This window comes from Stenotrophomonas sp. YJH_SMC_120, from assembly GCF_059368675.1.
Window position 1 is genome coordinate 30232 of record NZ_JCAFRY010000007.1, and the last position, 20620, is coordinate 50851.

The 20620-nt window shown below is 66.0% G+C and carries 17 protein-coding genes, 6 tRNA genes and 1 other RNA gene; 6 read left to right on the forward strand and 18 right to left on the reverse strand.

From position 1 onward, the window contains the following. Window positions 1-336 precede the first annotated feature (336 nt). Entirely contained in the window at window positions 337-654 is a 318-nt protein-coding gene (locus AC5P60_RS10730) for a DMT family transporter (RefSeq protein ID WP_005408286.1), read from the reverse strand. Between the two features lie 300 nt (window positions 655-954). Here AC5P60_RS10730 and ffs point away from each other — a divergent pair. Then, window positions 955-1051: signal recognition particle sRNA small type (ffs, locus tag AC5P60_RS10735), an RNA gene on the forward strand. A gap of 78 nt (window positions 1052-1129) precedes the next feature. Here ffs and AC5P60_RS10740 read toward each other — a convergent pair. The 3 genes from AC5P60_RS10740 to AC5P60_RS10750 are packed head-to-tail and all read right to left on the reverse strand — an operon-like array spanning window position 1130 to window position 3032. Continuing rightward, on the reverse strand, window positions 1130-1519 hold the full coding sequence (locus AC5P60_RS10740) for a nuclear transport factor 2 family protein (RefSeq protein WP_049402792.1): 390 nt from the start codon (window positions 1517-1519) through the stop codon (window positions 1130-1132). Then, on the reverse strand, window positions 1516-2283 hold the full coding sequence (locus AC5P60_RS10745; RefSeq protein WP_483693511.1) for an MBL fold metallo-hydrolase: 768 nt from the start codon (window positions 2281-2283) through the stop codon (window positions 1516-1518). Before AC5P60_RS10745 ends, AC5P60_RS10740 begins: the two co-directional genes overlap by 4 nt. Next, window positions 2283-3032: a 3-deoxy-D-manno-octulosonic acid kinase gene (locus AC5P60_RS10750; protein WP_012479275.1), complete on the reverse strand. Its 750-nt coding sequence runs from the start codon at window positions 3030-3032 to the stop codon at window positions 2283-2285. The genes AC5P60_RS10745 and AC5P60_RS10750 overlap by 1 nt, the downstream gene beginning before the upstream one ends. A gap of 20 nt (window positions 3033-3052) precedes the next feature. Here AC5P60_RS10750 and AC5P60_RS10755 point away from each other — a divergent pair, with 20 nt between their 5' ends. After that, window positions 3053-4099: a glycosyltransferase family 9 protein gene (locus AC5P60_RS10755; protein ID WP_012479274.1), complete on the forward strand. Its 1047-nt coding sequence runs from the start codon at window positions 3053-3055 to the stop codon at window positions 4097-4099. A gap of 78 nt (window positions 4100-4177) precedes the next feature. On the opposite strand, the gene AC5P60_RS10760 is transcribed toward AC5P60_RS10755, so the two are convergent. Continuing rightward, complete coding sequence (locus AC5P60_RS10760; RefSeq protein ID WP_005408281.1) at window positions 4178-4582, reverse strand: DUF6165 family protein; 405 nt, start codon at window positions 4580-4582, stop codon at window positions 4178-4180. A 291-nt stretch (window positions 4583-4873) separates the two neighbouring features. Between AC5P60_RS10760 and AC5P60_RS10765 the strand changes: the two genes are divergently transcribed. Beyond that, entirely contained in the window at window positions 4874-7888 is a 3015-nt protein-coding gene (locus tag AC5P60_RS10765) for an autotransporter outer membrane beta-barrel domain-containing protein (protein ID WP_495201739.1), read from the forward strand. Between the two features lie 420 nt (window positions 7889-8308). Here the strand turns inward: AC5P60_RS10765 and AC5P60_RS10770 are convergent. After that, a tRNA-Ser gene (locus AC5P60_RS10770) sits at window positions 8309-8399 on the reverse strand. Window positions 8400-8564: 165 nt separating this feature from the next. Between AC5P60_RS10770 and AC5P60_RS10775 the strand changes: the two genes are divergently transcribed. Then, window positions 8565-9269: a PP2C family protein-serine/threonine phosphatase gene (locus AC5P60_RS10775; RefSeq protein ID WP_005408277.1), complete on the forward strand. Its 705-nt coding sequence runs from the start codon at window positions 8565-8567 to the stop codon at window positions 9267-9269. Window positions 9270-9380: 111 nt separating this feature from the next. Here AC5P60_RS10775 and dnaQ read toward each other — a convergent pair whose 3' ends face one another. Genes dnaQ through AC5P60_RS10790 form a run of 3 tightly spaced genes read right to left on the reverse strand, consistent with a single transcriptional unit; the run spans window position 9381 to window position 11233 of the window. Beyond that, on the reverse strand, window positions 9381-10112 hold the full coding sequence (dnaQ, locus tag AC5P60_RS10780; RefSeq protein ID WP_483693513.1) for a DNA polymerase III subunit epsilon: 732 nt from the start codon (window positions 10110-10112) through the stop codon (window positions 9381-9383). 4 nt (window positions 10113-10116) lie between these two features. After that, window positions 10117-10569 carry a ribonuclease HI gene (gene rnhA, locus AC5P60_RS10785; protein ID WP_005408275.1) on the reverse strand — a complete coding sequence of 151 codons (453 nt, stop codon included), beginning with the start codon at window positions 10567-10569 and terminating at the stop codon, window positions 10117-10119. 13 nt (window positions 10570-10582) lie between these two features. Next, entirely contained in the window at window positions 10583-11233 is a 651-nt protein-coding gene (locus AC5P60_RS10790) for a class I SAM-dependent methyltransferase (RefSeq protein WP_049397081.1), read from the reverse strand. 11 nt (window positions 11234-11244) lie between these two features. Here AC5P60_RS10790 and gloB point away from each other — a divergent pair, with 11 nt between their 5' ends. Beyond that, window positions 11245-12009 (forward strand): hydroxyacylglutathione hydrolase, encoded by a 765-nt coding sequence (gene gloB, locus AC5P60_RS10795; RefSeq protein ID WP_049402787.1) that lies wholly within the window; start codon window positions 11245-11247, stop codon window positions 12007-12009. Continuing rightward, window positions 12006-13205: a lytic transglycosylase domain-containing protein gene (locus AC5P60_RS10800; protein ID WP_005408272.1), complete on the forward strand. Its 1200-nt coding sequence runs from the start codon at window positions 12006-12008 to the stop codon at window positions 13203-13205. Before gloB ends, AC5P60_RS10800 begins: the two co-directional genes overlap by 4 nt. Before the next feature lie 227 nt (window positions 13206-13432). On the opposite strand, the gene AC5P60_RS10805 is transcribed toward AC5P60_RS10800, so the two are convergent. The 9 genes from AC5P60_RS10805 to clpX form a co-directional block, all read right to left on the reverse strand. After that, the gene (locus tag AC5P60_RS10805; protein ID WP_483693514.1) at window positions 13433-15388 is read right to left on the reverse strand and encodes a peptidyl-prolyl cis-trans isomerase; all 1956 of its coding nucleotides are present in this window, start codon (window positions 15386-15388) and stop codon (window positions 13433-13435) included. 146 nt (window positions 15389-15534) lie between these two features. Further along, a tRNA-Asp gene (locus AC5P60_RS10810) sits at window positions 15535-15611 on the reverse strand. Between the two features lie 106 nt (window positions 15612-15717). Continuing rightward, window positions 15718-15794: transfer RNA gene (locus AC5P60_RS10815), tRNA-Asp, on the reverse strand. A gap of 86 nt (window positions 15795-15880) precedes the next feature. Beyond that, window positions 15881-15957, reverse strand: a tRNA-Asp gene (locus AC5P60_RS10820). A gap of 84 nt (window positions 15958-16041) precedes the next feature. Next, a tRNA-Asp gene (locus AC5P60_RS10825) sits at window positions 16042-16118 on the reverse strand. A gap of 26 nt (window positions 16119-16144) precedes the next feature. Then, window positions 16145-16219: transfer RNA gene (locus tag AC5P60_RS10830), tRNA-Val, on the reverse strand. Between the two features lie 11 nt (window positions 16220-16230). Continuing rightward, window positions 16231-16503, reverse strand: coding sequence for an HU family DNA-binding protein (locus tag AC5P60_RS10835; protein WP_005408270.1), 273 nt, complete (start codon window positions 16501-16503; stop codon window positions 16231-16233). Between the two features lie 217 nt (window positions 16504-16720). After that, complete coding sequence (gene lon, locus AC5P60_RS10840) at window positions 16721-19168, reverse strand: endopeptidase La (protein WP_033835467.1); 2448 nt, start codon at window positions 19166-19168, stop codon at window positions 16721-16723. 144 nt (window positions 19169-19312) lie between these two features. Then, window positions 19313-20602 (reverse strand): ATP-dependent Clp protease ATP-binding subunit ClpX, encoded by a 1290-nt coding sequence (clpX, locus tag AC5P60_RS10845; protein WP_004154600.1) that lies wholly within the window; start codon window positions 20600-20602, stop codon window positions 19313-19315. Window positions 20603-20620 lie beyond the last annotated feature (18 nt).

Sequence of the window (20620 nt, forward strand, 5' to 3'; positions counted from 1 at the left end):
GGATGGCACAGCTGGCAGGTTTTTTTGGAGACAATGCGGCCCACCCCGGCTCCCGATACGGAAACAAGGTTTGAAGGCATTAACTCCTGAAAATCTTCACATCTTCACGCGGTCGCACCCGGTGACAGGTACGACAGCGTGTCCCTCAAGGCGAAAACTCCCCGGTTTCGCCCGACGAATGGCGGCACTGTGCGACCGTCGGTGCCAGCGGCATGTGAATCACGCTCGTTATTTTCATGACGTACGTCAAATAAAACGGGCGGACAAAATGGTCTTGCCGAAAATGCATATACCTGCTGGAAGCGGAGATTCCTTTCCCCGCCATAAGTAAATCATTCAGCTGCTCGAGAGTTTCATCAGCACCAGGCCGGAAACGATCAGCACCGCTGCACCGATCCGCATCGGGCTGACCTGCTCGCCGAGGAACACGATGCCAACCACGAACGCACCGACCGCGCCGATGCCGGTCCAGATCGTATAGGCGGTGCCCAGCGGCAGGCTGCGCATGGCCACCGCCAGCAACCAGAAGCTGGCGATCATGCCGACGATCGTGACCACGGTGGGGGTGAGCTTGGTGAAGCCTTCGGACTGCTTCATGGACACGGCCCAGACGATTTCCAGCAGGCCGGCGAACAACAGATAGATCCAGGCCATGACGGCCCTCCTCTTGGTAGGGCCAGGCCGTCCTGGTCTTTGATTCCCGATGTGGGGGAGGCCGTTCCTCCTGGCCGGCATTCTAGCAACGGCGGGTGGCCCGGGCCGCCATGGGCGGGAACGGGTTACAGCGGATTCAGCGCGTGAAGCTGGCGTCGATGCACCTGCCTGCGCTAGACTACGCGTCTGCCATCGGCCAGCCGATGCGCAGTCCGGCTGTGGTCTCTGGCGCATCGCGCGCTGCTTCCCCTGGTCCGTGAACTGGCTGCCCTCCGGGCGGCCGACGTCTCTATGGTGGCCCCGTCGGCCCCTCGCGACGCTAGGTCGAAAACCCCGCCAGGGCCGGAAGGCAGCAACGGTATCGATCGACGCGGGCGCCGAGGTCAGCCGGCGGGGCCATCGCCTTTTCCGGCGACGCCCCGCCCCTGGCAGGTGCCAACCCTGGTTGGCGCCCTTCGCCGGACATGGCCCGGTCCTACCGTGCCTCGGGCGTGCCCTGGTGGAACAGCATGCGCCATCCATCCCCGTGCCGGCGCCACAGCGAGCTGCGCAGCACCCAGCCTTGCGGCTGGCCGTCGAGGTAATGGCGGCTGCGATAACGCACCTGGGCCAGACCGTCGGCCAGCAACCACGCCGCGTACTGTTCCGATTCGATCAGCACCTGCGCGCGCTCCAACGGGATCTCCTGCAAGGCTGCATCACGGCCGTAGCATTGCCCGGAACTGCCGATCTCGCTGAAATCCTCGTCCAGCAATGCGTCAAGGCGCTCAGGATCGGCCCGCACCGCAGGCGCATGCAGCGCGCGCTCCAGCACCTCCAGTCCGGCGGCCAGCGCCGCGTCGGCGGGCTGGCCGGCACCGCTCACGGCGGATCCTGCGCCAGCACGTGCGGTGCAGTGGGGGTCGCCAGCGCCACGCACTGCCCCGGCTGCGCCACGCGGTGGCCGCGCGCGGCCAGCGCCACGCCATCAGCCACGTTGGCGTAGTGGTAGAGCATCATCCGCGCCTGCAGTTCCGAGCTGTACTCGCGCTCCAGGTCGTCCACACCGGTATGCGACGGATTACCGTGCAGGCCGCAGTCGTGGGCGATCAGTTCGTTGTCATTGGCGAAGCGGGCCAGCATCTCCGGAATCGGCCGGGTATCACCACTCCAGGTCAGCGCGCCCTGCAGGCGCAGGCCGTACGCCGTCTCCGGCCAGTGGTGGCGTACCGGGAATACTTCCAGGCGCACGCCCTCGTGCCAGAACGCTTCGCCCACCACGATCAACTGGAAGGCATCCCAGAAGTTGGCACCGCCCTCGGCCAGCACGTTCGGGTAGTCACCGATGCGCTTGTGCAGCAGCGGCACCACGGTGGCAGGCACATACAGGCGCACCTTGCCGCGGCGCTGCGTACTGAAGAAGGTATCGACGAACAGCCGCTCGAAACCGGCCACGTGATCCAGGTGCACATGGGTGACGAACAGTGCCTGCGGCATGTGCCCGTAGTGCGCCTTGAACGCGGTCAGGCCTTCGCCGCCGCAGTCGATCGTCAGCCACGGCCGCCCGTCCCGCTCGATCACCGACATCGGCGACCCCAGCTCGACCGCCGACGCGTTGCCGACGCCGAGGAAACGCAACGACCAGCCCATCAGGTGCCCCGGTTCCAGGCCATGTCATAGGCGCGCCTCAGCCGCGCGTAGTCCTTCTGCACGTCCTCCACGCTGCGCTCGCCGCGCAGCTTGATCAGCGAGCGCAGCAGGCGCTTGAGGTTGCGTTCGCGCCAGGCGGTGGCCGGAATGCGGATCACCCCGCGGTCGAAGTCGATCAGCCAGCCATGGCCGTTGCCATCGAACAGGATGTTGTGCGCGTTGAGGTCGGCATGGTCCAGGCCGGCACGGTGGAAGCGGGCGATCAGCCGCCCGGTCTCTTCCCAGGGCGCGCCCCGTCCGGCGACCAGCGCACGGTCGGCCAGCGAGCGCACGCCCTCGATCCGCTCCATCAGGATTGCCGCCCGGTAGCGCAGGCCTTCGCGCATGTAGTACGCGGCGATCGGCCTGGGCACCGGCAGCTTCTTCTCGCGCAGGGCGCGCATCAGGCGGAATTCGGCAAAGCTCCGGGTCCGGTCCGAGCCACGCCAGAGGTACTGGTCATGGCTGATCTTCGCTGCCAGGCCGCCGCGCAGGTAGTGGCGCAGCACGCTGGCGCCGAACGGCGCATCGATGAACCAGGCGCTGCCGCGGCCGCCCTCGCCGACCGGCCGGGCCTTGCTGCCCCAGTGCTGGGGCGAGAACAGGCCAACCTCGGCTTGCCGCAGCCGCTCGCGGTCGAACAGAATGGCCCCGATGCCGCGACCCTCGCGGCATGGCGTCAGCGCTTCATTGGCGTCGAATGCGACCATTTCATTGAGTCTAACAACACATGGCATCAGCGTCCTCCTCCTTGTGCCTCCTGCGCCTGTCCGCACTCGGCGATGTCACCCACGTGGTGCCCCTGGTGCGCACCCTGCAGGCTGCGCGTCCGGACACGCCGATCCACTGGATCATCGACAAGGTCGGCCACAAACTGCTCGATGGCCTGCCCGGCGTCACCTTCCACGCCTACGACAAGAAGAGCGGCATGGCAGGGGTCAAGGAGCTGCGCAAACAGCTGCCACCGGGGCGTTTTGAAGCGCTGCTGCAGATGCAGGTGGCGTTCCGCGCCAACCTGCTGTCGGCGTTCATTCCCGCCGAGCGACGCATCGGCTACGACCGCAGCCGTTCCAAGGACCTGCACGGGCTCTTCATCAACGAGCGCATTCCAGACCGCCCCGGCGTCCATGTGCTGGATGCCATCGGCAGCTTCTGCGAGCCGCTGGGCCTGCGCCAGACCGAGGTCAGCTGGGACCTGGCCGTGCCACAGTCCGCATATGACTGGGCCGCTGCGCAATGGCAGGACGATGGGCGCCCGGTGCTGATGATCTCGCCCTGTTCCAGCCACGTGCGCCGCAACTGGTATGCAGACCGCTATGCAGCCGTGGCCAACCACGCCGCGCAGCGTGGTTGGCAGGTGGTGCTGTGCGGTGGCCGCAGCGAACTGGAGCGCAGCATGGCCGATGCCATCCAGGCACAACTGCTCACGCCGGCGCTGGACCTGGTCGGGAAGGACACCTTGAAGCAGCTGCCTGCCCTGCTTGCCCGCGCCAACCTGGTGATGACTCCGGACTCGGGCCCGATGCACATCGCCAACGCGATGGGCGCCAAGGTGCTGGGCCTGCATGCGGCCAGCAACCCGAACCGCAGCGGACCGTACTCGGACCGCCGCTACTGCGTGGACCGCTACGACGACGCCGCACGCAAGTACCTGGCCAAGCAGGCTGCCGATCTGAAATGGGGCACCAAGATCGAGTTCGACGATGTGATGGAACTGATCACTGTCGAAGACGGCATCGCGGCTTTCGAGCGTTACGTGGCCGATCATCTGGGGTGATTGGCCGGCCGGGCGTTGGCCTGCGCCCAGCGGTTTCATCCACGCGTGGCGTGGATCTCCCCTTTTTGGCCGCCGGGATTACGCGCGCTGCGCGTAATCCTGGTAGGACTTCTCTTCCACGTACGCCGAGCCCAGCGCCAGGTTGATCGCCTTCTTGATGCGCGCACGCTCGTCGTTGCGCAGGTAGACGCTGCGCGCCAGGTCGACGAAGCCCTGGTCGAACGCCTGCGCCTTTTCCTTCAGGCGGATGTCGTCCTCGATGTCCCACAGCTGCTCGTTGACCGCCTTCAGCTCGGCACGCAGCTTGGCGATGTCCTTCACCGCCGCCGGGTGCGCCATCCAGGTCTGCTCCAGCGCCGACAGCTCCCTGCGCACGTTGGCCAGCTTGCCCTCGTCGCTGATGCGCTCGGACTTGATCTGCAGGATCGAGATCTTGTCCAGCAGCTCGCCGAAGGACACGGGGACAAGGATTTCAGCGCTCATGGGGGAAGGCTCCAGCAGGTGATGCATACATGGTAACCCGCGCGGCGCAAACGCTGCGCCCCGGCGCCTGCAGGGTCAGCCGAGCGCGATGACTGGGGGAGATCCCCCCGCAGCTGCGTTAGCGGTCTGGAGAGGCGGCCTGTCGCCCTCCTCGCCCGGCCAGTCCAACGGCCGAGCGCGCGCGACCCGCCCTGCCCACGCCGCAACGTGTTGAAACCACGCCGCATCAGCGTGTTCATGCAGCGAAAAAGGGGCGGCAACCGCACTTCACTCCTTTCCGTGGAACTCCGCATGCATCGATATCCCGCCCTCCCCACCCGTCGCGCCACCGTCCTCGGCAGTGCCCTTGTTGCAGCACTTCTCGGCATCGCTGCCTCGCCGCAGGCCCATGCCAGTGCGTTCCACGTGAATGGAGACACGCTCTACTACACCGGCAACGTACTGGCGACCGATCCGCAGACGCTGGAGGCCTACATCCTGGCCGCGCAGGCCCGGGGTACGCCGCTCCGCCAGGTGGTGTTCCGCAACTCGCCGGGCGGGGCCGCCTCCGGTGGCGTGGGCATGGGTGCCATCATCCGCCAGCACGGGCTGGATACCGTACTGGACGGCGGCTGCTACTCGGCCTGCGCCGACGCCTTCGTTGCCGGCGTGAAGCGCAAGGTCACGCAGTTCGGCCTGCTGCCGACGCACGGCAACTACACGGAGACGGTGCTGGGCATCCATGGCGAATCCGGCCCGAACGGTCCTACCCCCTACCCGGGGCAGGATAAGTACATCAAGTATTACCGGGACATGTTCGGCCCGACCGACTTCGCGGTCATCGAAGCGCGCATCGTCCAGGCGCACTATGAACTGACCCAGCAGTCGGGCTTCCTGCGCTACTTCGACCCGAACGTGGCGGCCGTGGCCACGCGCTTCTGCCCGACCCGCGACCAGAGCGCGGCAGGCAACTGCACCGCGTATCCCGGTGTGACCTTCTACAGTGATCGCGTCGTCACCGAAGCCGGTTACGTCCAGACCGGCGACGTGCTTTCCGTCGACAAGGACGTGAGCGGAGACCTCAATCCGAACCTGGCCGTGCGCGGGCGCTACACCAATGCGCTGGCCAACCTGCGCTACTTCCAGCAGTCGGCCCCGGACATCCGGCTGGACGACGCCTTCGGTGTGATCCGTATCGGCAAGGGCGGGGTCTGGTCGCTGGATACCGCTTCCGCCGCCCAGTATGTGGTCGCCGATGGCGGCACCCTGCGCCTGCAGCAGAATGGCTGGATCCACCACGCCGAAGCCATCGGCGCCCGCAATGGCGGGCGCATCGAACTGCAGCAGGGCGCACTGCGCAGCCTGACCGTGATCGAACGCGGCGGCGTGCTGACCGGGCACGGTTCATTGAATGCCACGATCGACATCAACGAGGGCGGAACGCTCGCGCCGTCCGGCATCGTCATGCGCCCCTACTCGCTGGAAGCACTCGCACCGGGTGGCGACGACGTGTTCACCAGCGAGCGCTTCCGGATCGGCAAGGGTCGCTACATCAACCTCAATGACGGTGCGAACCTGGCCTTCCAGGTCGACAGCCAGCGCACTGCACCGGCACTGACGCTGGAAGAAGCCCGCTACTTCCTGGTCGATGAGGACCGGCAGGCGGGGGACTACAACCTGTTCGGCAACATCAACCGCGCCGTGCTGAGCATTGCCCCCGCCGCCAGGCTGACGCTGGACGTCAAGCAGGCGTTCTTCCCGGCCGGGCAGCAGAACCACCTGGTGGGAACCCAGGTGGATGCCAGCGCCCTGCAGCTGCCCATCGCCCCCTGCAGCGCGTCGAACGGTGAGTACGCTGGCCTGTGGTGCCGCACCGCTACGCCCGATACCCTGACCCGCGCAGCACCGGTGTCGGACTTCATCGAAGGGCGCTTCCAGTACGTCGAGCGCAGTGGCGAGGCCGGCAGCGCGGTGGACCTCACCGCTCCCGGCGCCGTATTCCGCCCTCGCCACAATTCACTGCTCAGCTTCACCGTCAACCAGACCGGCAGCGGCCTGTGGCTGACCGCCAATCCCTCCTTCGACGACACACGCCTGTTCGGCAACGCCGCATCCGGCGACGGTCTGGGCATCGCATTGCAACAGGCCGCTGCGCAGCGCACCTCCTCGATGAGCGGACTGCTGGGTGCCCTGCAGTTCGCTGACCGCGATGACATCGCGCGCCAGGCGGGAGCATTGCGCGGCGACGCGCATGCCAGCCTGCGCCTGGCCGATACCGCACTGGTCGGCAGCATCGGCAACGTCGTGCAGCAGCACCAGGCAGCATCGCGCAGCGGTGGCGATGCGGACGGCCTGGCAGCACAGGCCGCGCAGACCGCCTCGGCGCAATCGGCAACGACCGGCAGTCGCCTGTTCAACCAGCTGGCGATGCACCTGGTCGCACCGGCAGATGCAGGCAGTGATGCGGGCGACGCCGGACACAACTGCAGCTTCTGGGCGCGCGGGTTCGGCAGCCATGGCCGTATCGAGGGTGGTGCGGGCGTCGCCGGCCTGAACCACACCATCGGCGGCATCGCGCTTGGTGCCGATACCCGTCTGGCAGACGACCGCGTGACACTGGGCGTGAGCCTTGCCGCGGCCGACATGTCGACCCGGTCCAGCGAAGGTGCAGGATTCAGCGGCGATGTCCGCGCGCTGGATATCGGCGGCTACGTGGACGCGCTCTATTCGCGCGGCTACCTGTCCGCCGCCGTCCGCTACACCGATCTTCGCCACGATACCCGTCGCAGCATCGAGGGGATCGAGGGCCTGCAGGCACCGGTGCGTGCGAAGTACAGCAACGACGCGATTTCCGCGCGCGTGGAGCATGCGTTCTCGTTCACCACCGGCAACGGCCTGGTGATACAGCCGCTGCTGCCGGTGATCGACTACATGCGCACCTCGGCCACGCACTTCAACGAAGGCCAGGACGCAGCCGCACTCATCGGCCGCAGTGGCAGCCTGGAAAGCATCCGCGTAGGCGCCGGCCTGCAGTTGTTCAAGACCTTCGACGGCAACAACGGCGAGCGCATCACCCCGCGGGCCCGCGTGGTCTGGCAGAAGGAGCTGGGCGATACCCAGGCCCGCTACAGCAACGGCTTCGCCGCCGCCCCGGACCTGCTGTTCAGTGCCAGCAGCCAGCCCGTCGGTGAGCAGGTCCTGGCCTGGAACCTGGGCGTGACCAGCCGTGCCAGCAAGCGCCTGTCGGTGATGGTTGATTACGTGGGCGAGCGGCGCGACGGCCAGACCCAGAACGGCATACAGCTGGGGCTGGGCTACACGTTCTGAGCACACGCCATTCGCACGGGGCATCGGTCCCCACCCTGTGCGAATGGCCTTGCCTTCCACGCCGTGCGTGGATGCACCCAGCGGGCAACGAGCGGCGCAACGTGTGGGGCGACGCGCGAAACGCGCGTCGCGTTCCCGCGCCTGATGAAAGAAGAAAGGCTGCCTTTCGGCAGCCCTCTCCAGTCGAGGGGATGATCACCGAACTCATCCAAGCAATGACTTGCATCCGCCACACAGGGAATCGCCGGGTGAAACAAGCCCCTCTGTTGAGGGGCTGCCCCGACAGGGGCGGGGAGAGGCAGGCAAAGGGAGGGGCCCACGCGTTGCCACGCAACGTGTGGGGCGGCGCGCGAAACGCGCGTCGTGTCCCGCGCCAGATAAAAGAAAAGGGCTGCCGAAAGGCAGCCCTTTTCTTTTATCTGGCGGAGAGGGGGGGATTCGAACCCCCGAGGCGCTATAAACGCCTGCCTGATTTCGAGTCAGGTACATTCAACCACTCTGCCACCTCTCCGGGTGGTCCCCGGCGGACCGGGGACGCGCATCATACGAGGAAGTGAGGCCGACGACAAGTCATTCCGGCCAACGAACTGAAAATTTCCTGGGCGCATGCCTTGCCGGATGCCTGCGGCCACCCGATGATGCCTGTCTCCCCCGGCAATACCCCGCCCTGCCTACCATGATCGAATTCGGACACCTCACCCACCCCGGCATGCGCCGCGAGCTCAACGAGGACACCTACTACGGTGACAGCGAGCTGGCCCTGTGGCTGGTGGCCGACGGCATGGGCGGACATGCCTGCGGCGAAGTGGCCAGTGCACTGGCACGCGAAACCATCGTGCGCGAGATCCGCCGCGGCGCACCGCTGGCACAGGCCATCCGCACTGCCGACGAAGAGATCATCCGCGCCTCGCGCCGGCGCAACGACACGTTGCCGATGGGCACCACCGTGGTCGCCGCGCGTGTGCAGGGCAACCGCTATGAAGTGGCCTGGGTCGGCGACAGCCGCGCCTACCTGTGGCGCGACGGCCAGCTGGCGCAGCTAAGCCAGGACCACAGCGTGGTGCAGGAACTGGTCGCGCAGGGCAACCTGACCGCCGAACAGGCCCGCGCGCATCCGCATCGCAACGTGGTCACCCAGGCACTGGGCGTGACCGATCCAGCCCACCTGAACGTGGCCACCACCAGTGGTGAGCTGCGTCCGGGCATGCAGCTGCTGCTGTGCAGCGACGGTCTCACCGAGGAAGTGGATGACCGCGGCATCGCCCGCACCCTGGCATTCGAAGATGCCAGCGCGCAGGAATGCGTGGATACGCTGGTCGCCGCCGCACTCGATGGCGGTGGCCGTGACAACATCAGCGTGATCCTGGTGCGCTGCCATTAACCGGTAGAGCCACGCCATGCGTGGAGGCGGTAGTGCCGGCCGCTGGCCGGCTCACCCGGGGAACCTCGTATCACGACGATGCCGGCCAGCGGCCGGCACTACCTCGATGTATTACGCGCTGGCGGGCTCTTCCACCTTCGGGCCATCCCACAGCGCGTGGCCGGCCTTCTTGCGCAGCCGCTCCAGCCGCGCAGCGTGCGCTTCCAGTTCCGACGGCGTAGCCACCACGCGCGGACGCGGCAGCAGCTTGCTGGTATCGAAAGCCTGCAACGCCGCGCCGGCACCGCCGCCATCGTCATCGCCCAAGCCGAAGCCCATCTCTTCCTGGCCCGAGGTCAGTGCGATATAGACATCGCCCAGGATCTGCGCATCGAGCAGGCCGCCATGCAGCGCACGGTGCGAGTTGTCCACGCCCAGCCGCTTGCACAGCGCATCCAGCGAGTTGCGCTGGCCCGGGAAGCGCTCACGCGCCATCGCCAGGGTATCGATGACCGTGCAGCGGTCGGTGATCTTCCCGTACTGCGGCCCCAGCAGCGACAACTCGTTGTCGAGGAAGCCAAGGTCGAACGCCGCGTTGTGGATGATCAGCTCGGCGCCATCGATGAACGCCAGGAACTCATCGGCGATCTGCGCGAATTCAGGCTTGTCATCGAGGAACTCCAGGGTCAGTCCGGTGACTTCCTGGGCGCCCTGTTCGAACTCGCAGTCCGGCTTGATGTACTGGTGGTAGTTGTTGCCGGTCGGGCGGCGCTTGAACAGCTCCACGCAGCCGATTTCGACGATGCGGTTGCCCTTCTTCCACTCCAGGCCGGTGGTTTCGGTATCGAGGATGATCTGACGCATGGGCTCAGTTTACCGGGCTGGCGTCGCGGATCTGGATCGCCGCGTTGCGGGCCAGGGTATCCACCCGCTCATTGTCCGGGTCGCCGGAGTGGCCCTTCACCCAACGCCAGTCGATCTGGTGCCGCAGCGTGGCCGCGTGCAGGCGCTCCCACAGCTCGCGGTTCTTCACCGGATCACCGCCAGCGGTCTTCCAGTTCTTGCGGATCCAGCCGGGCATCCACTGGGTCAGGCCCTGCCGCACGTACTGCGAGTCGGTGTAGAGCACGATGTTGCACGGCTCGGTCAGCGTCTCCAGCCCGGAAATGGCCGCCATCAGCTCCATCCGGTTGTTGGTGGTGTGCGCTTCACCGCCACTGAGCTCGCGCTCGTGGCCCTTGTAGCGCAGCAACGCAGCCCAGCCGCCGGGGCCGGGATTGCCGAGGCAGGATCCGTCGGTGTGGATTTCGATGGTTTTCAATACAGCTCCAGAATCAGGTAGCAACGGTGCCGTGCCAGCGCACCGGCAGCGGTTTCGGCCCGGGCAGGGCCAGCGTGCGTTTCTCCGCATGGAACAGGCAGGCCGCGCGCAATGGCGCCCAGCCTCCCGGGCGACGGCTGCCGGCACCGCGCCAGAGCGGGCCGAGGTAGCGCATATCGTCGCACTCCAGGCCATGGCGGCCGAGCAGCAGGCGGATCCGCTGCGGCGTACGCACCACCAGCCCATGTTGCCGCCAGTGCGTGCGGTAGGGGCTGAACGGATTGAGGCTGCTCAGCCACAAATGGCCGCCCGGCATCAATACGCGCTCGCACTCGTCGAGCAGGAGGTCGGCATCGCCGGTGGTGACATGCTGCAGCACGATCGCATTGACGCTCTCGTTGGCCAAAGGCAAGGGCAGCCCGCAGCGGGTATCGCCGTCATAGCCCGGTCCCGACCCCTGCCGGTACAGGCGCAGGCCGCGCCCACCCAGCTGCGCATCCTCCAGCCAGGCCGCACTCGGCGCGATCCACAGCCAGGGCTGCGCGGGCAGCGCCGACAGCTGCGGAAGCAGCAACTGCCGTTCCAGAACGCGCAGCGCCGCCGCCGGCTCACTGTCGAACCACGGGGTCTGGCTCGCTTGACGGGTGCTCTGCAGCGCGGGCATGGTCCAATTCTATGCGACTGACTGCCCTGCCCGCATTTGCGGATAACTACATCTGGACGCTGATCGCCGACGATGGCACTGCCGTGGTCGTCGACCCCGGCGATGCCGCGCCAGTGCTCGCACTGGCCGATCAGGGCCTGCGCGTGGACACGATCCTGCTCACCCACCACCACGACGACCACATCGGTGGCGTGCCCGCACTGCAGGCTCGCTTTCCCGGTGTACGGGTCATCGCGCCGGTCGAAGAGCGCATCCCCACGGCCACCGAACGGATCGGCGAAGGTGAACGCGTTCAGGCACTGGGCCGGACGTTCCACGTACTATCCGTGCCCGGGCATACCCGCAGCCACATCGCGTTTCACACTGCTGAACATCTTTTCAGCGGAGATTCGTTGTTCAGCCTGGGCTGTGGACGTCTGTTCGAAGGTACGCCGTCCCAGCTGCTGGCATCGATGCGCAAGCTGGGTACCTTGCCCGCGCAACTGCTGCTTTGTTGCGCCCACGAGTACACCGTGTCAAATGCCGTCTTCGCGCGGCATGTCGACCCCGCCAACGCTGCCCTGTGGCAGCGCCAAGAGGAGGCTTTGGCCATGCGCCGCGATGACCGTTCCACCCTGCCGGTAACCCTGGCCAACGAATTCGACTGCAATCCCTTCCTGCGTGTGCACGCGGCGCCGATCCGTGCGTCGGTCTCGGCACACCTGGGCCGTGACGTCGTTGACGACGTCGACGTGATGGCCGGTCTTCGGCACTGGAAAGACGGCTTCCGCGCATGATGCGCCGAAGTCTGCCGCTGGCCCTGGGCCTTGTCCTGGGGCTGGCCGGAACCGCGGGCGCACAGTCGCTGGGCGCCGGCATCAGCCAGAACCTGACCGCTGCCGCGGCCCTGCCGCTGGATCCGTCCGCGCTGCCAGCGGCCTCGGTGCGTAACGGCCAGGAGATCTTCACCAGCTTCCGCGACGGCCTGGCCGAACCCAGCTGCGACGCCGAGGCCACCAGCCCACGCTGGCAGAAGCAGTTCGCCCACGCCCCCTCGCGCCTGGCCAACCAGGATGACGATGCGCTGGTGCTGTTCGGCTACGTGGTCGAAGAGCTGCGCAAGGCCGACCTGCCCACCGAGTTCGCGCTGATTCCCTTCGTGGAAAGCGGCTACCGGCCCAATGCCCGCAATGGCAGCGGCCCGACCGGCCTGTGGCAGTTCATCGCCACCACCGCGCGCAACCATCGCGTGCCGATGACCAACGGCTATGACGGCCGCCTGTCGGCGGTCGATTCGACCCAGGCCGCAGTGCGCTACCTGAAGACCCTGCACGGCATGTTCGGCGGCGACTGGCGCCTGGCCACGATGGCCTACAACGCCGGCGAGTACCGCGTGCTGCAGTCCATGCGGAAGGCTGGCATGAACGCGCAGAACGCCAAGCCTTCGGCGCTGCCCGGCCTGTCGCCGGTCACCCATGCCTACGTCGAGAAGCTGCATGCCCTGGCCTGCGTGCTGGAAGACGTGGAAGACCAGCCTGGCGTGATGGCCTCGCTGGACCGCACCGTGCCGGTGCTGAAGGACCACACCCTGCCTGCGGGCACCAGCGTGCAGCAGTGGGCCGCACAGCGCGCCCTGGACCCTGCCAGGATCGCCCGCCTCAACCCGGCCCTGGCCTCCGGTGGCCGCCCCTCGGGTACCACCCGCGTGCTGGCGCCGGTCTCGGCCGCAAATGCGACGGTAGCGGAGGCAGCGACCGCGCTGGTCGCCACCACCGCACCGGTGGCGGCCGCTGTACCGACGCCGCAGGTCACCAGAACCGTCGCCGCGATCGCCGACCGTCCGCGCAGCCGCCGCCACACCGTGCGTGATGGCGAGTCGGCCTGGACCATCGCCCGCCGCTACGGCATGCCGGTGAAGGCCCTGCTGTCGCTGAACGGACTGAGCGGCAGCAGTGTGCTGAAGCCTGGCGCGGTGCTGCGCGTCGAGGATTGAAGCAGGCGCGATTCCGGCCGCGCCCTGCCCTGCCTCCTACAGAGCCGAGCCCATGCTCGGCTTTTTCATGCCTGCGCCCAGCGGATGCAGTCGAGCACGGCTCGACTTTACAAGAGGCGGTCGAGCAAGCTCGACCACTACCAGAGGCCAAGCGCGCCACAAACGACGCGAAGACAAAGAAAGGCCCGGCATTGCCGGGCCTTCTTCGATTCTGCCCGCCGCGAGGCTTACAGGTTCGCTTCGGTGGTCTGGATCACGAACTTCTTGCGCATCGCCTCGACATAGGCCTTGGCCGCAGCCATGCCATCGATCTGGCTCAGCTGGTCCTTCAGCTGCTTCTGCTGCTCGGCGGTCACTTCCTTCACGTCGCCCGGGTTCACCTTGTTCACCGCGAACAGCAACGCATGGCCGTTGACATCGACCTTGCCGTAGCTCGGCTTGCCATCGGCCGGCACCGGCGCGCTGAAGATCGCGCGGTTGATTTCCGGGGTCGGCACCGGCTGGCTGCGCGGCAGGCCGGGCATCGGGCTCAGCTGCAGCTTCTCGCTGGCCGCCAGCGACTGCAGGGTGGCGCCCGCCTTCAGCTTGGCCAGCACGGCATCGGCCGCTTTGTCGCTGGCCTGGCGCTGACGGTCGGCACGGATCGCGGCGATCACCTGCTCGCGCGCCTTGTCCAGCGGCATGGCCTGTTCCGGGGTGTGCGCGGCCACGCGGATGACCACACTGTGGTTGGTCGCGCCGCCCAGCGCAATCGGGTCGCTGGCGGTCCCGTCCTGCACCAGCACGTCGGAGAAGGCGGCACGCAGCACGCCCGGGTCAGCGGCGATGCCACTGGCGGTGGCACGGGTGATCGGGCCCAGCGTCTGCAGCGGCAGGTTCACTTCCTTGGCCGCGGCAGCCAGATCGCTCGGGCTCTTGTTGATGGCGTCGACCAGACGGCCGGCCAGTTCGTTGAAGCCGCGCTCGCCGTCGGCCTTCAGCTGCTCGGCAGCCAGCGTGTCACGCACTTCCTCGAAGGACTTGCCCTGGCCGCCACGGACCGCAGCAACCTTGATGATGTGATAGCCGAACTCGGTCTTGACCGGACCAATCACGTCACCGGCCTTGGCAGCGAACAGCGCATCTTCGAACGGCTTGACCATCGCGCCGCGTTCGACCCAACCCAGGTCACCCCCCTGGCCCTTCGAACCCGGGTCTTCCGAGTTGGCCTTGGCCAGTGCAGCGAAGTCGGCGCCGGCAGCCTTGGCTTCGGCGGCAATCTTGTTCGCCTTGGCTTCGGCACCGTCGCCGGTGATCAGGATATGCGAGGCCTGGCGCTGCTCCGGCGTGGTGAACTTCGCCTTCTCGTCTTCATAGCGCTTGCGCAGGGTGGCTTCGTCGGCGGCGGTCGGTGCCGGCAGGTTCGCACCATTGATCTCGACGTACTCGAGCGAAACGCTCTCGGCCTGGCGGAAGTCCTTGCCATGGCTGTCGTACCACTGCTTGATCTGCGCGTCGGTCACCGGCGCGGTATCGGCCGGCATTTCCGGCAACGCGGCCAGTTCGACATCGCGGGTCTCGCCCAGCAGCTTCAGCAGGCGCTCGGTCTCGGACTGGGTAACGAAGCCCGAGTTCTGCAGGCCCGACGGAATCACCGACTGCTGCAGGCTCTCACGCACCAGTTCCTGGAACTGGGTCGGCGTGCGCGGCGGATTGCCACCGGCAAGCGCCAGGCGGTAGTTGTTCTCGTTGAACTTGCCGTTCGAATCGAGGAAGGCCGGGATGGTGGCGATGTACTCGCGCACCGCGCCATCGCCGATCACGACACCGGCCTGCTCGCCAACCAGGCGCACGACCTGTTCGTCGATCAGCTGATCGAGCACGGCCAGCTTGTTTTCGGTGCTTTCAAACGCGCGCGGGTCGAAATTCTCGCCCTGCTGCTGGCGCTCACGCATGCGCTCCTGCTCGAAGCGGGTGCGGAAATCCTGCGCGCTGATCTCATGGTGCTGCCACAGCATGCGCACCGGCCACCACGACGGTGCCGAACGCCACCAGGTCGGCGGCGCGGAAACCTTGGCCACGTTCTGTGCGCCAACGCCACCGAGGTAGCTGTTGTCGATCACGAACAGGAACGGAATCATCAGCAGCCCCAGGATCACGGTGACGATCCAGCCTGAGGTCTTGTCGCGGAGTTTCTGCAGCATGGTGAGGAATCACAAGGCCTGATTGGCGAGCCCGGCAGTGTAACCCGCTTCGTCGCAGGGACCAAAAGCAGCGCTGGCGTGGCCTGCGCACCGCTTCCGACGGCACAAAGAAAAAGCCCCCGGCTTGCGCCGAGGGCTTTTAGAGTTGGCGGAGCGGACGGGACTCGAACCCGCGACCTCCGGCGTGACAGGCCAGCATTCTAACCAGCTGAACTACCGCTCCGCGCTGAAACTTTGCAGGTGCCCAGTATATCCGAAGACTCCTTGGAAACCCAGCCCGATGAACACTTTTTTCAAAGTTTTTTCACAGGGACTTAAGAATTCTGCAATGGCGGAGCGGACGGGACTCGAACCCGCGACCTCCGGCGTGACAGGCCAGCATTCTAACCAGCTGAACTACCGCTCCGTTCTTGCAAAAACCTTTCGCCTTCTTCCCGAGCCTTCCGGGGAGAAGACAAGGCCCCCGGCTTCAGGCCGGGGGCCTCGATGTAGTGGCGGAGCGGACGGGACTCGAACCCGCGACCTCCGGCGTGACAGGCCAGCATTCTAACCAGCTGAACTACCGCTCCGCATTGTTGCTTTTTTTGCTTTCCAGCCGGCCTGGACCGGGAAGAAAACAAAGCCTCCAGCTTTTGGCCGGAGGCCTCGTTGAATGGCGGAGCGGACGGGACTCGAACCCGCGACCTCCGGCGTGACAGGCCAGCATTCTAACCAGCTGAACTACCGCTCCACACTCAAACTTTTACCGCGGTGCTGTGGTGGGTGCTGAGGGTTTCGAACCCCCGACCCTCTCCGTGTAAAGGAGACGCTCTACCGCTGAGCTAAGCACCCCAGCGAGCCGCTTAGTTTACAGCATCCTTCAGGGCCTTGCCAGCCTTGAACGACGGATTCTTCGAAGCAGCGATCTTGATGGTGTCGCCGGTCTTCGGGTTGCGGCCGGTGCGTGCAGCACGGTCGCGGACCTGGAAGGTACCGAAGCCAACCAGGGTGACCGCATCGCCGTCCTTCAGCGCCTTGGTGATGGCAGCAACGACGGCATCGACAGCGCGGCTGGACTCGGCCTTGGTCAGGTCGGCAGCTTCAGCAACGGCATCGATCAATTCGGTCTTGTTCATTCTCTACAACTCCTTTGGCGGTGGGTTCCGCTTATTCGACAGGGAAGCAACCGCATGCCTTCTGCATGCGGCCACCATGTGGAAACGGTTCGCCGATTCAGTCATCGCTGGCAGCGATCACTCATTCGCGAGTGCTGCTTTTATACCAGTGGCCCTACCCCCACGCAAGCTGGAAAGCCAGCAATGACGCGGGTTTCGGGCCATTGGACAGCGCGCGTCAATGCTTGACGCGCGCGCTTCCACTCGGTTTGGCCTTGCTGCGCACCGTGACACGCTGCGCACTCTTGCGCGCCTTCTTCGGTGCCAACGGACGCTCCAGCGCCAGGTCCAGGACCTCTTCGATGTACTTCACCGGGACGATCTTCAGATCGCGGGTGACGTTGGCCGGAATGTCGGCCAGGTCCTTGCGGTTCTCTTCCGGGATGATGACCGTGCGGATGCCGCCACGCAGTGCCGCCAGCAGCTTTTCCTTCAGGCCACCGATGGCGGTGACGCGACCCCGCAGGGTGATCTCGCCGGTCATCGCCACATCGGCACGCACCGGCACCTTGGTCAGCATCGACACCAGCGAGGTGACCATTGCCGCACCGGCGCTCGGGCCGTCCTTCGGGGTGGCGCCATCGGGCACGTGCAGGTGCACGTCGTGCTTCTGCAGGAAGTCGCTGTCGATGCCGAAGCCGACCGCGCGCGAACGCACCACCGACAGCGCCGCTGAAGCCGATTCCTTCATCACGTTGCCGAGCTGGCCGGTCAGGATCAGCTGGCCCTTGCCCGGCACCAGCGTCGATTCGATCTGCAGCAGATCGCCGCCCACCTCGGTCCAGGCCAGGCCGGTGACCAGGCCGATCTCGTTCTCTTCCTCGGCACGGCCGAAGTCGAAGCGACGCACGCCCAGGTACTTGTCCAGGTTCTTGCTGGACACGCTCACCAGCGCCTTCTTCTTCGCGCCCTTCTTCGCCTTGGCCGGCTGCGGGCCGGCCAGCGCGATCTCCTTCACCACCTTGCGGCAGATCTTGGCGATCTCGCGTTCCAGGTTGCGCACGCCCGATTCGCGCGTGTAGTAGCGCACGATGTCCTGGATGGCATCGCTGCCGATCTCCAGCTCTTCCGGCTGCAGGCCGTTGGCCTTGACCTGCTTGGGCACCAGGTAGCGGGTGGCGATGTTGAGCTTCTCATCCTCGGTGTAGCCGGGGATGCGGATCACTTCCATGCGGTCCAGCAGCGGGCCGGGAATGTTGAGCGAGTTCGAGGTGGCCACGAACATCACTTCGGACAGGTCCAGGTCCACTTCCAGGTAATGGTCGTTGAACGCGTTGTTCTGCTCCGGGTCGAGCACTTCCAGCAGCGCCGAAGACGGATCGCCACGGAAGTCCATCGACATCTTGTCGATCTCGTCGAGCACGAACAGCGGGTTCTTGCTGCCGACCTTGTTGAGGTTCTGCACGATGCGGCCCGGCATCGAACCGACGTAGGTACGACGGTGGCCACGGATCTCGGCCTCGTCGCGCACGCCGCCCAGCGACATGCGCACGAACTTGCGGTTGGTGGCCTTGGCGATGGACTGGCCCAGCGAGGTCTTGCCCACGCCCGGCGGCCCGACCAGGCACAGGATCGGTCCCTTCATCTGCTTCACGCGCGACTGTACCGCCAGGTATTCAAGGATGCGTTCCTTGACCTTCTCCAGGCCGTAGTGATCGGCGTCGAGGGTGTCCTGCGCAGCCTTCAGGTCCTTGCGCACCTTGCTGCGCTTCTTCCACGGCACGCCCAGCAGCCACTCCAGGTAGTTGCGCACCACCGCGGCTTCGGCCGACATCGGCGACATCTGCTTGAGCTTGTTCAGTTCGTTGCGCGCCTTGGCTTCAACGGCCTTCGGCATGCCGGCTTCGGCGATCTTGCGGGCCAGTTCTTCCAGCTCCCCCGGTGCGTCGTCCAGGTCACCCAGTTCCTTCTGGATGGCCTTCATCTGTTCGTTGAGGTAGTACTCGCGCTGGCTCTTCTCCATCTGCGACTTCACGCGGCCGCGGATGCGCTTCTCCATCTGCTGCACGTCGATCTCGCCGTCGACCAGGCCGACCAGCATTTCCAGGCGGTCGCCCACGGCCAGCGTTTCCAGCAGGCGCTGCTTGTCGGCCAGGCGCACGCTGATGTGCGCGGCGATAGTGTCGGCCAGGCGCGCCGGCTCATCGATGCCCGACAACGTCTGCAACAGCTCCGGCGGCAGCTTGCGGTTGGTCTTGACGTACTGCTCGAACAGCGACATCAGCGAGCGGGCGATGGCCTCGACCTCGCGCGCTTCGCGCTCGTCAGTGGCGTCGATCTCCACCGCCTGGCCGTGCAGCGAGCCGTTGCGCTCGTCGACGTGGGTGACCTGCACGCGCGACAGTCCTTCGACCAGCACCTTGATGGTGCCGTCGGGCAGCTTCAGCAGCTGCAGCACCTGCGCCAGCGTACCGACCTGGTAGAGGTCGGCCGCATGCGGGTCGTCGGTTTCGGCCGACTTCTGCGCCAGCAGCAGGATGCGCTTGTCCGCCTCCATTGCCTGTTCGAGCGCGTGCATGGACTTGTCACGGCCGACGAACAGCGGGATGACCATGTGCGGGAACACCACTACGTCGCGCAGCGGCAGGACCGGCAGGTCGAGGGTTTCACTTGGGGAACGGGCCATGGGGGCTCCAGGGAAGGGGGAAAACCGCCTCCGGGAGGGGCATCTTCCGGAGACAAAAAAAGCCGATGGCCCCGTTATGGGGCCATCGGCTTTCAGATGCAAGGCATTCCTTGAAAATCCTTTCCAATCAACAACCTGGAAGGATCACTCGGCGCCTGCGGCCTTCTGTTCAGGGGCCGCCGGGGTCTGGTAGATCAGGTACGGCTCGGACTTGTGCTCGATCACCGACTCGTCTACCACCACCTTGCTGACGTTTTCCTGCGACGGCAGGTCGTACATGGTGTCCAGCAGGACCGATTCGACGATGGTACGCAGGCCGCGGGCACCGGTCTTGCGCTTGAGCGCCTTGCGGGCAATGGCCGACAACGCGTCCGGGCGGAACTCCAGCTCGACGTTCTCCATCTCGAACAGCTTCTTGAACTGCTTGGTGATGGCGTTCTTCGGCTCGGTCAGGATCTTGATCAGGGCCGGCTCGTCCAGCTCCTCCAGGGTCGCCACCACCGGCAGGCGGCCGACGAACTCGGGAATCAGGCCGAACTTGATCAGGTCTTCCGGCTCGACTTCGGCCAGCACCTTGCCCACTTCCTGCTTGCGCTCGCTGCTCTTCACCTTGGCGCCGAAGCCGATGCTGCCGACGTCGGTGGAACGGGCCTGGATCACCTTGTCCAGCCCGGCGAACGCGCCGCCGCAGATGAACAGGATGTTCTTGGTGTCCACCTGCAGGAATTCCTGCTGCGGGTGCTTGCGGCCGCCCTGCGGCGGAACGCTGGCCACGGTGCCTTCGATCAGCTTCAGCAGGGCCTGCTGCACGCCTTCGCCGGACACATCGCGGGTGATCGACGGGTTCTCGCTCTTGCGCGAGATCTTGTCGATTTCATCGATGTAGACGATGCCCTGCTGCGCCTTCTCGACGTCGTAGTCGCACTTCTGCAGCAGTTTCTGGATGATGTTCTCCACGTCCTCGCCCACGTAACCGGCTTCGGTCAGCGTAGTGGCGTCGGCCATGGTGAACGGCACGTTGAGCAGGCGGGCCAGGGTCTCGGCCAGCAGGGTCTTGCCCGAACCGGTCGGGCCGACCAGCAGGATGTTCGACTTCGCCAGTTCGACGTCGTCGTTCTTCTGCCGGCTCTCGATGCGCTTGTAGTGGTTGTACACGGCCACGGCCAGGGTGCGCTTGGCGCGGTTCTGGCCGATCACGTACTGGTCGAGCACCTCGAGGATCTCGCGCGGCTTCGGCAGCGAACTGCGCGCCGACTGCGCCTTTTCCTCAAGCTCCTCGCGGATGATGTCGTTGCACAGCTCCACGCATTCATCACAGATGAACACGCTCGGACCCGCAATCAGCTTGCGCACTTCATGCTGGCTCTTGCCGCAGAAAGAGCAGTAGAGGATCTTGCCGGTGTCCGTGGAACGACCTTGGCGGTCTTCGCTCATGCTTCGCTTACCCAGTTA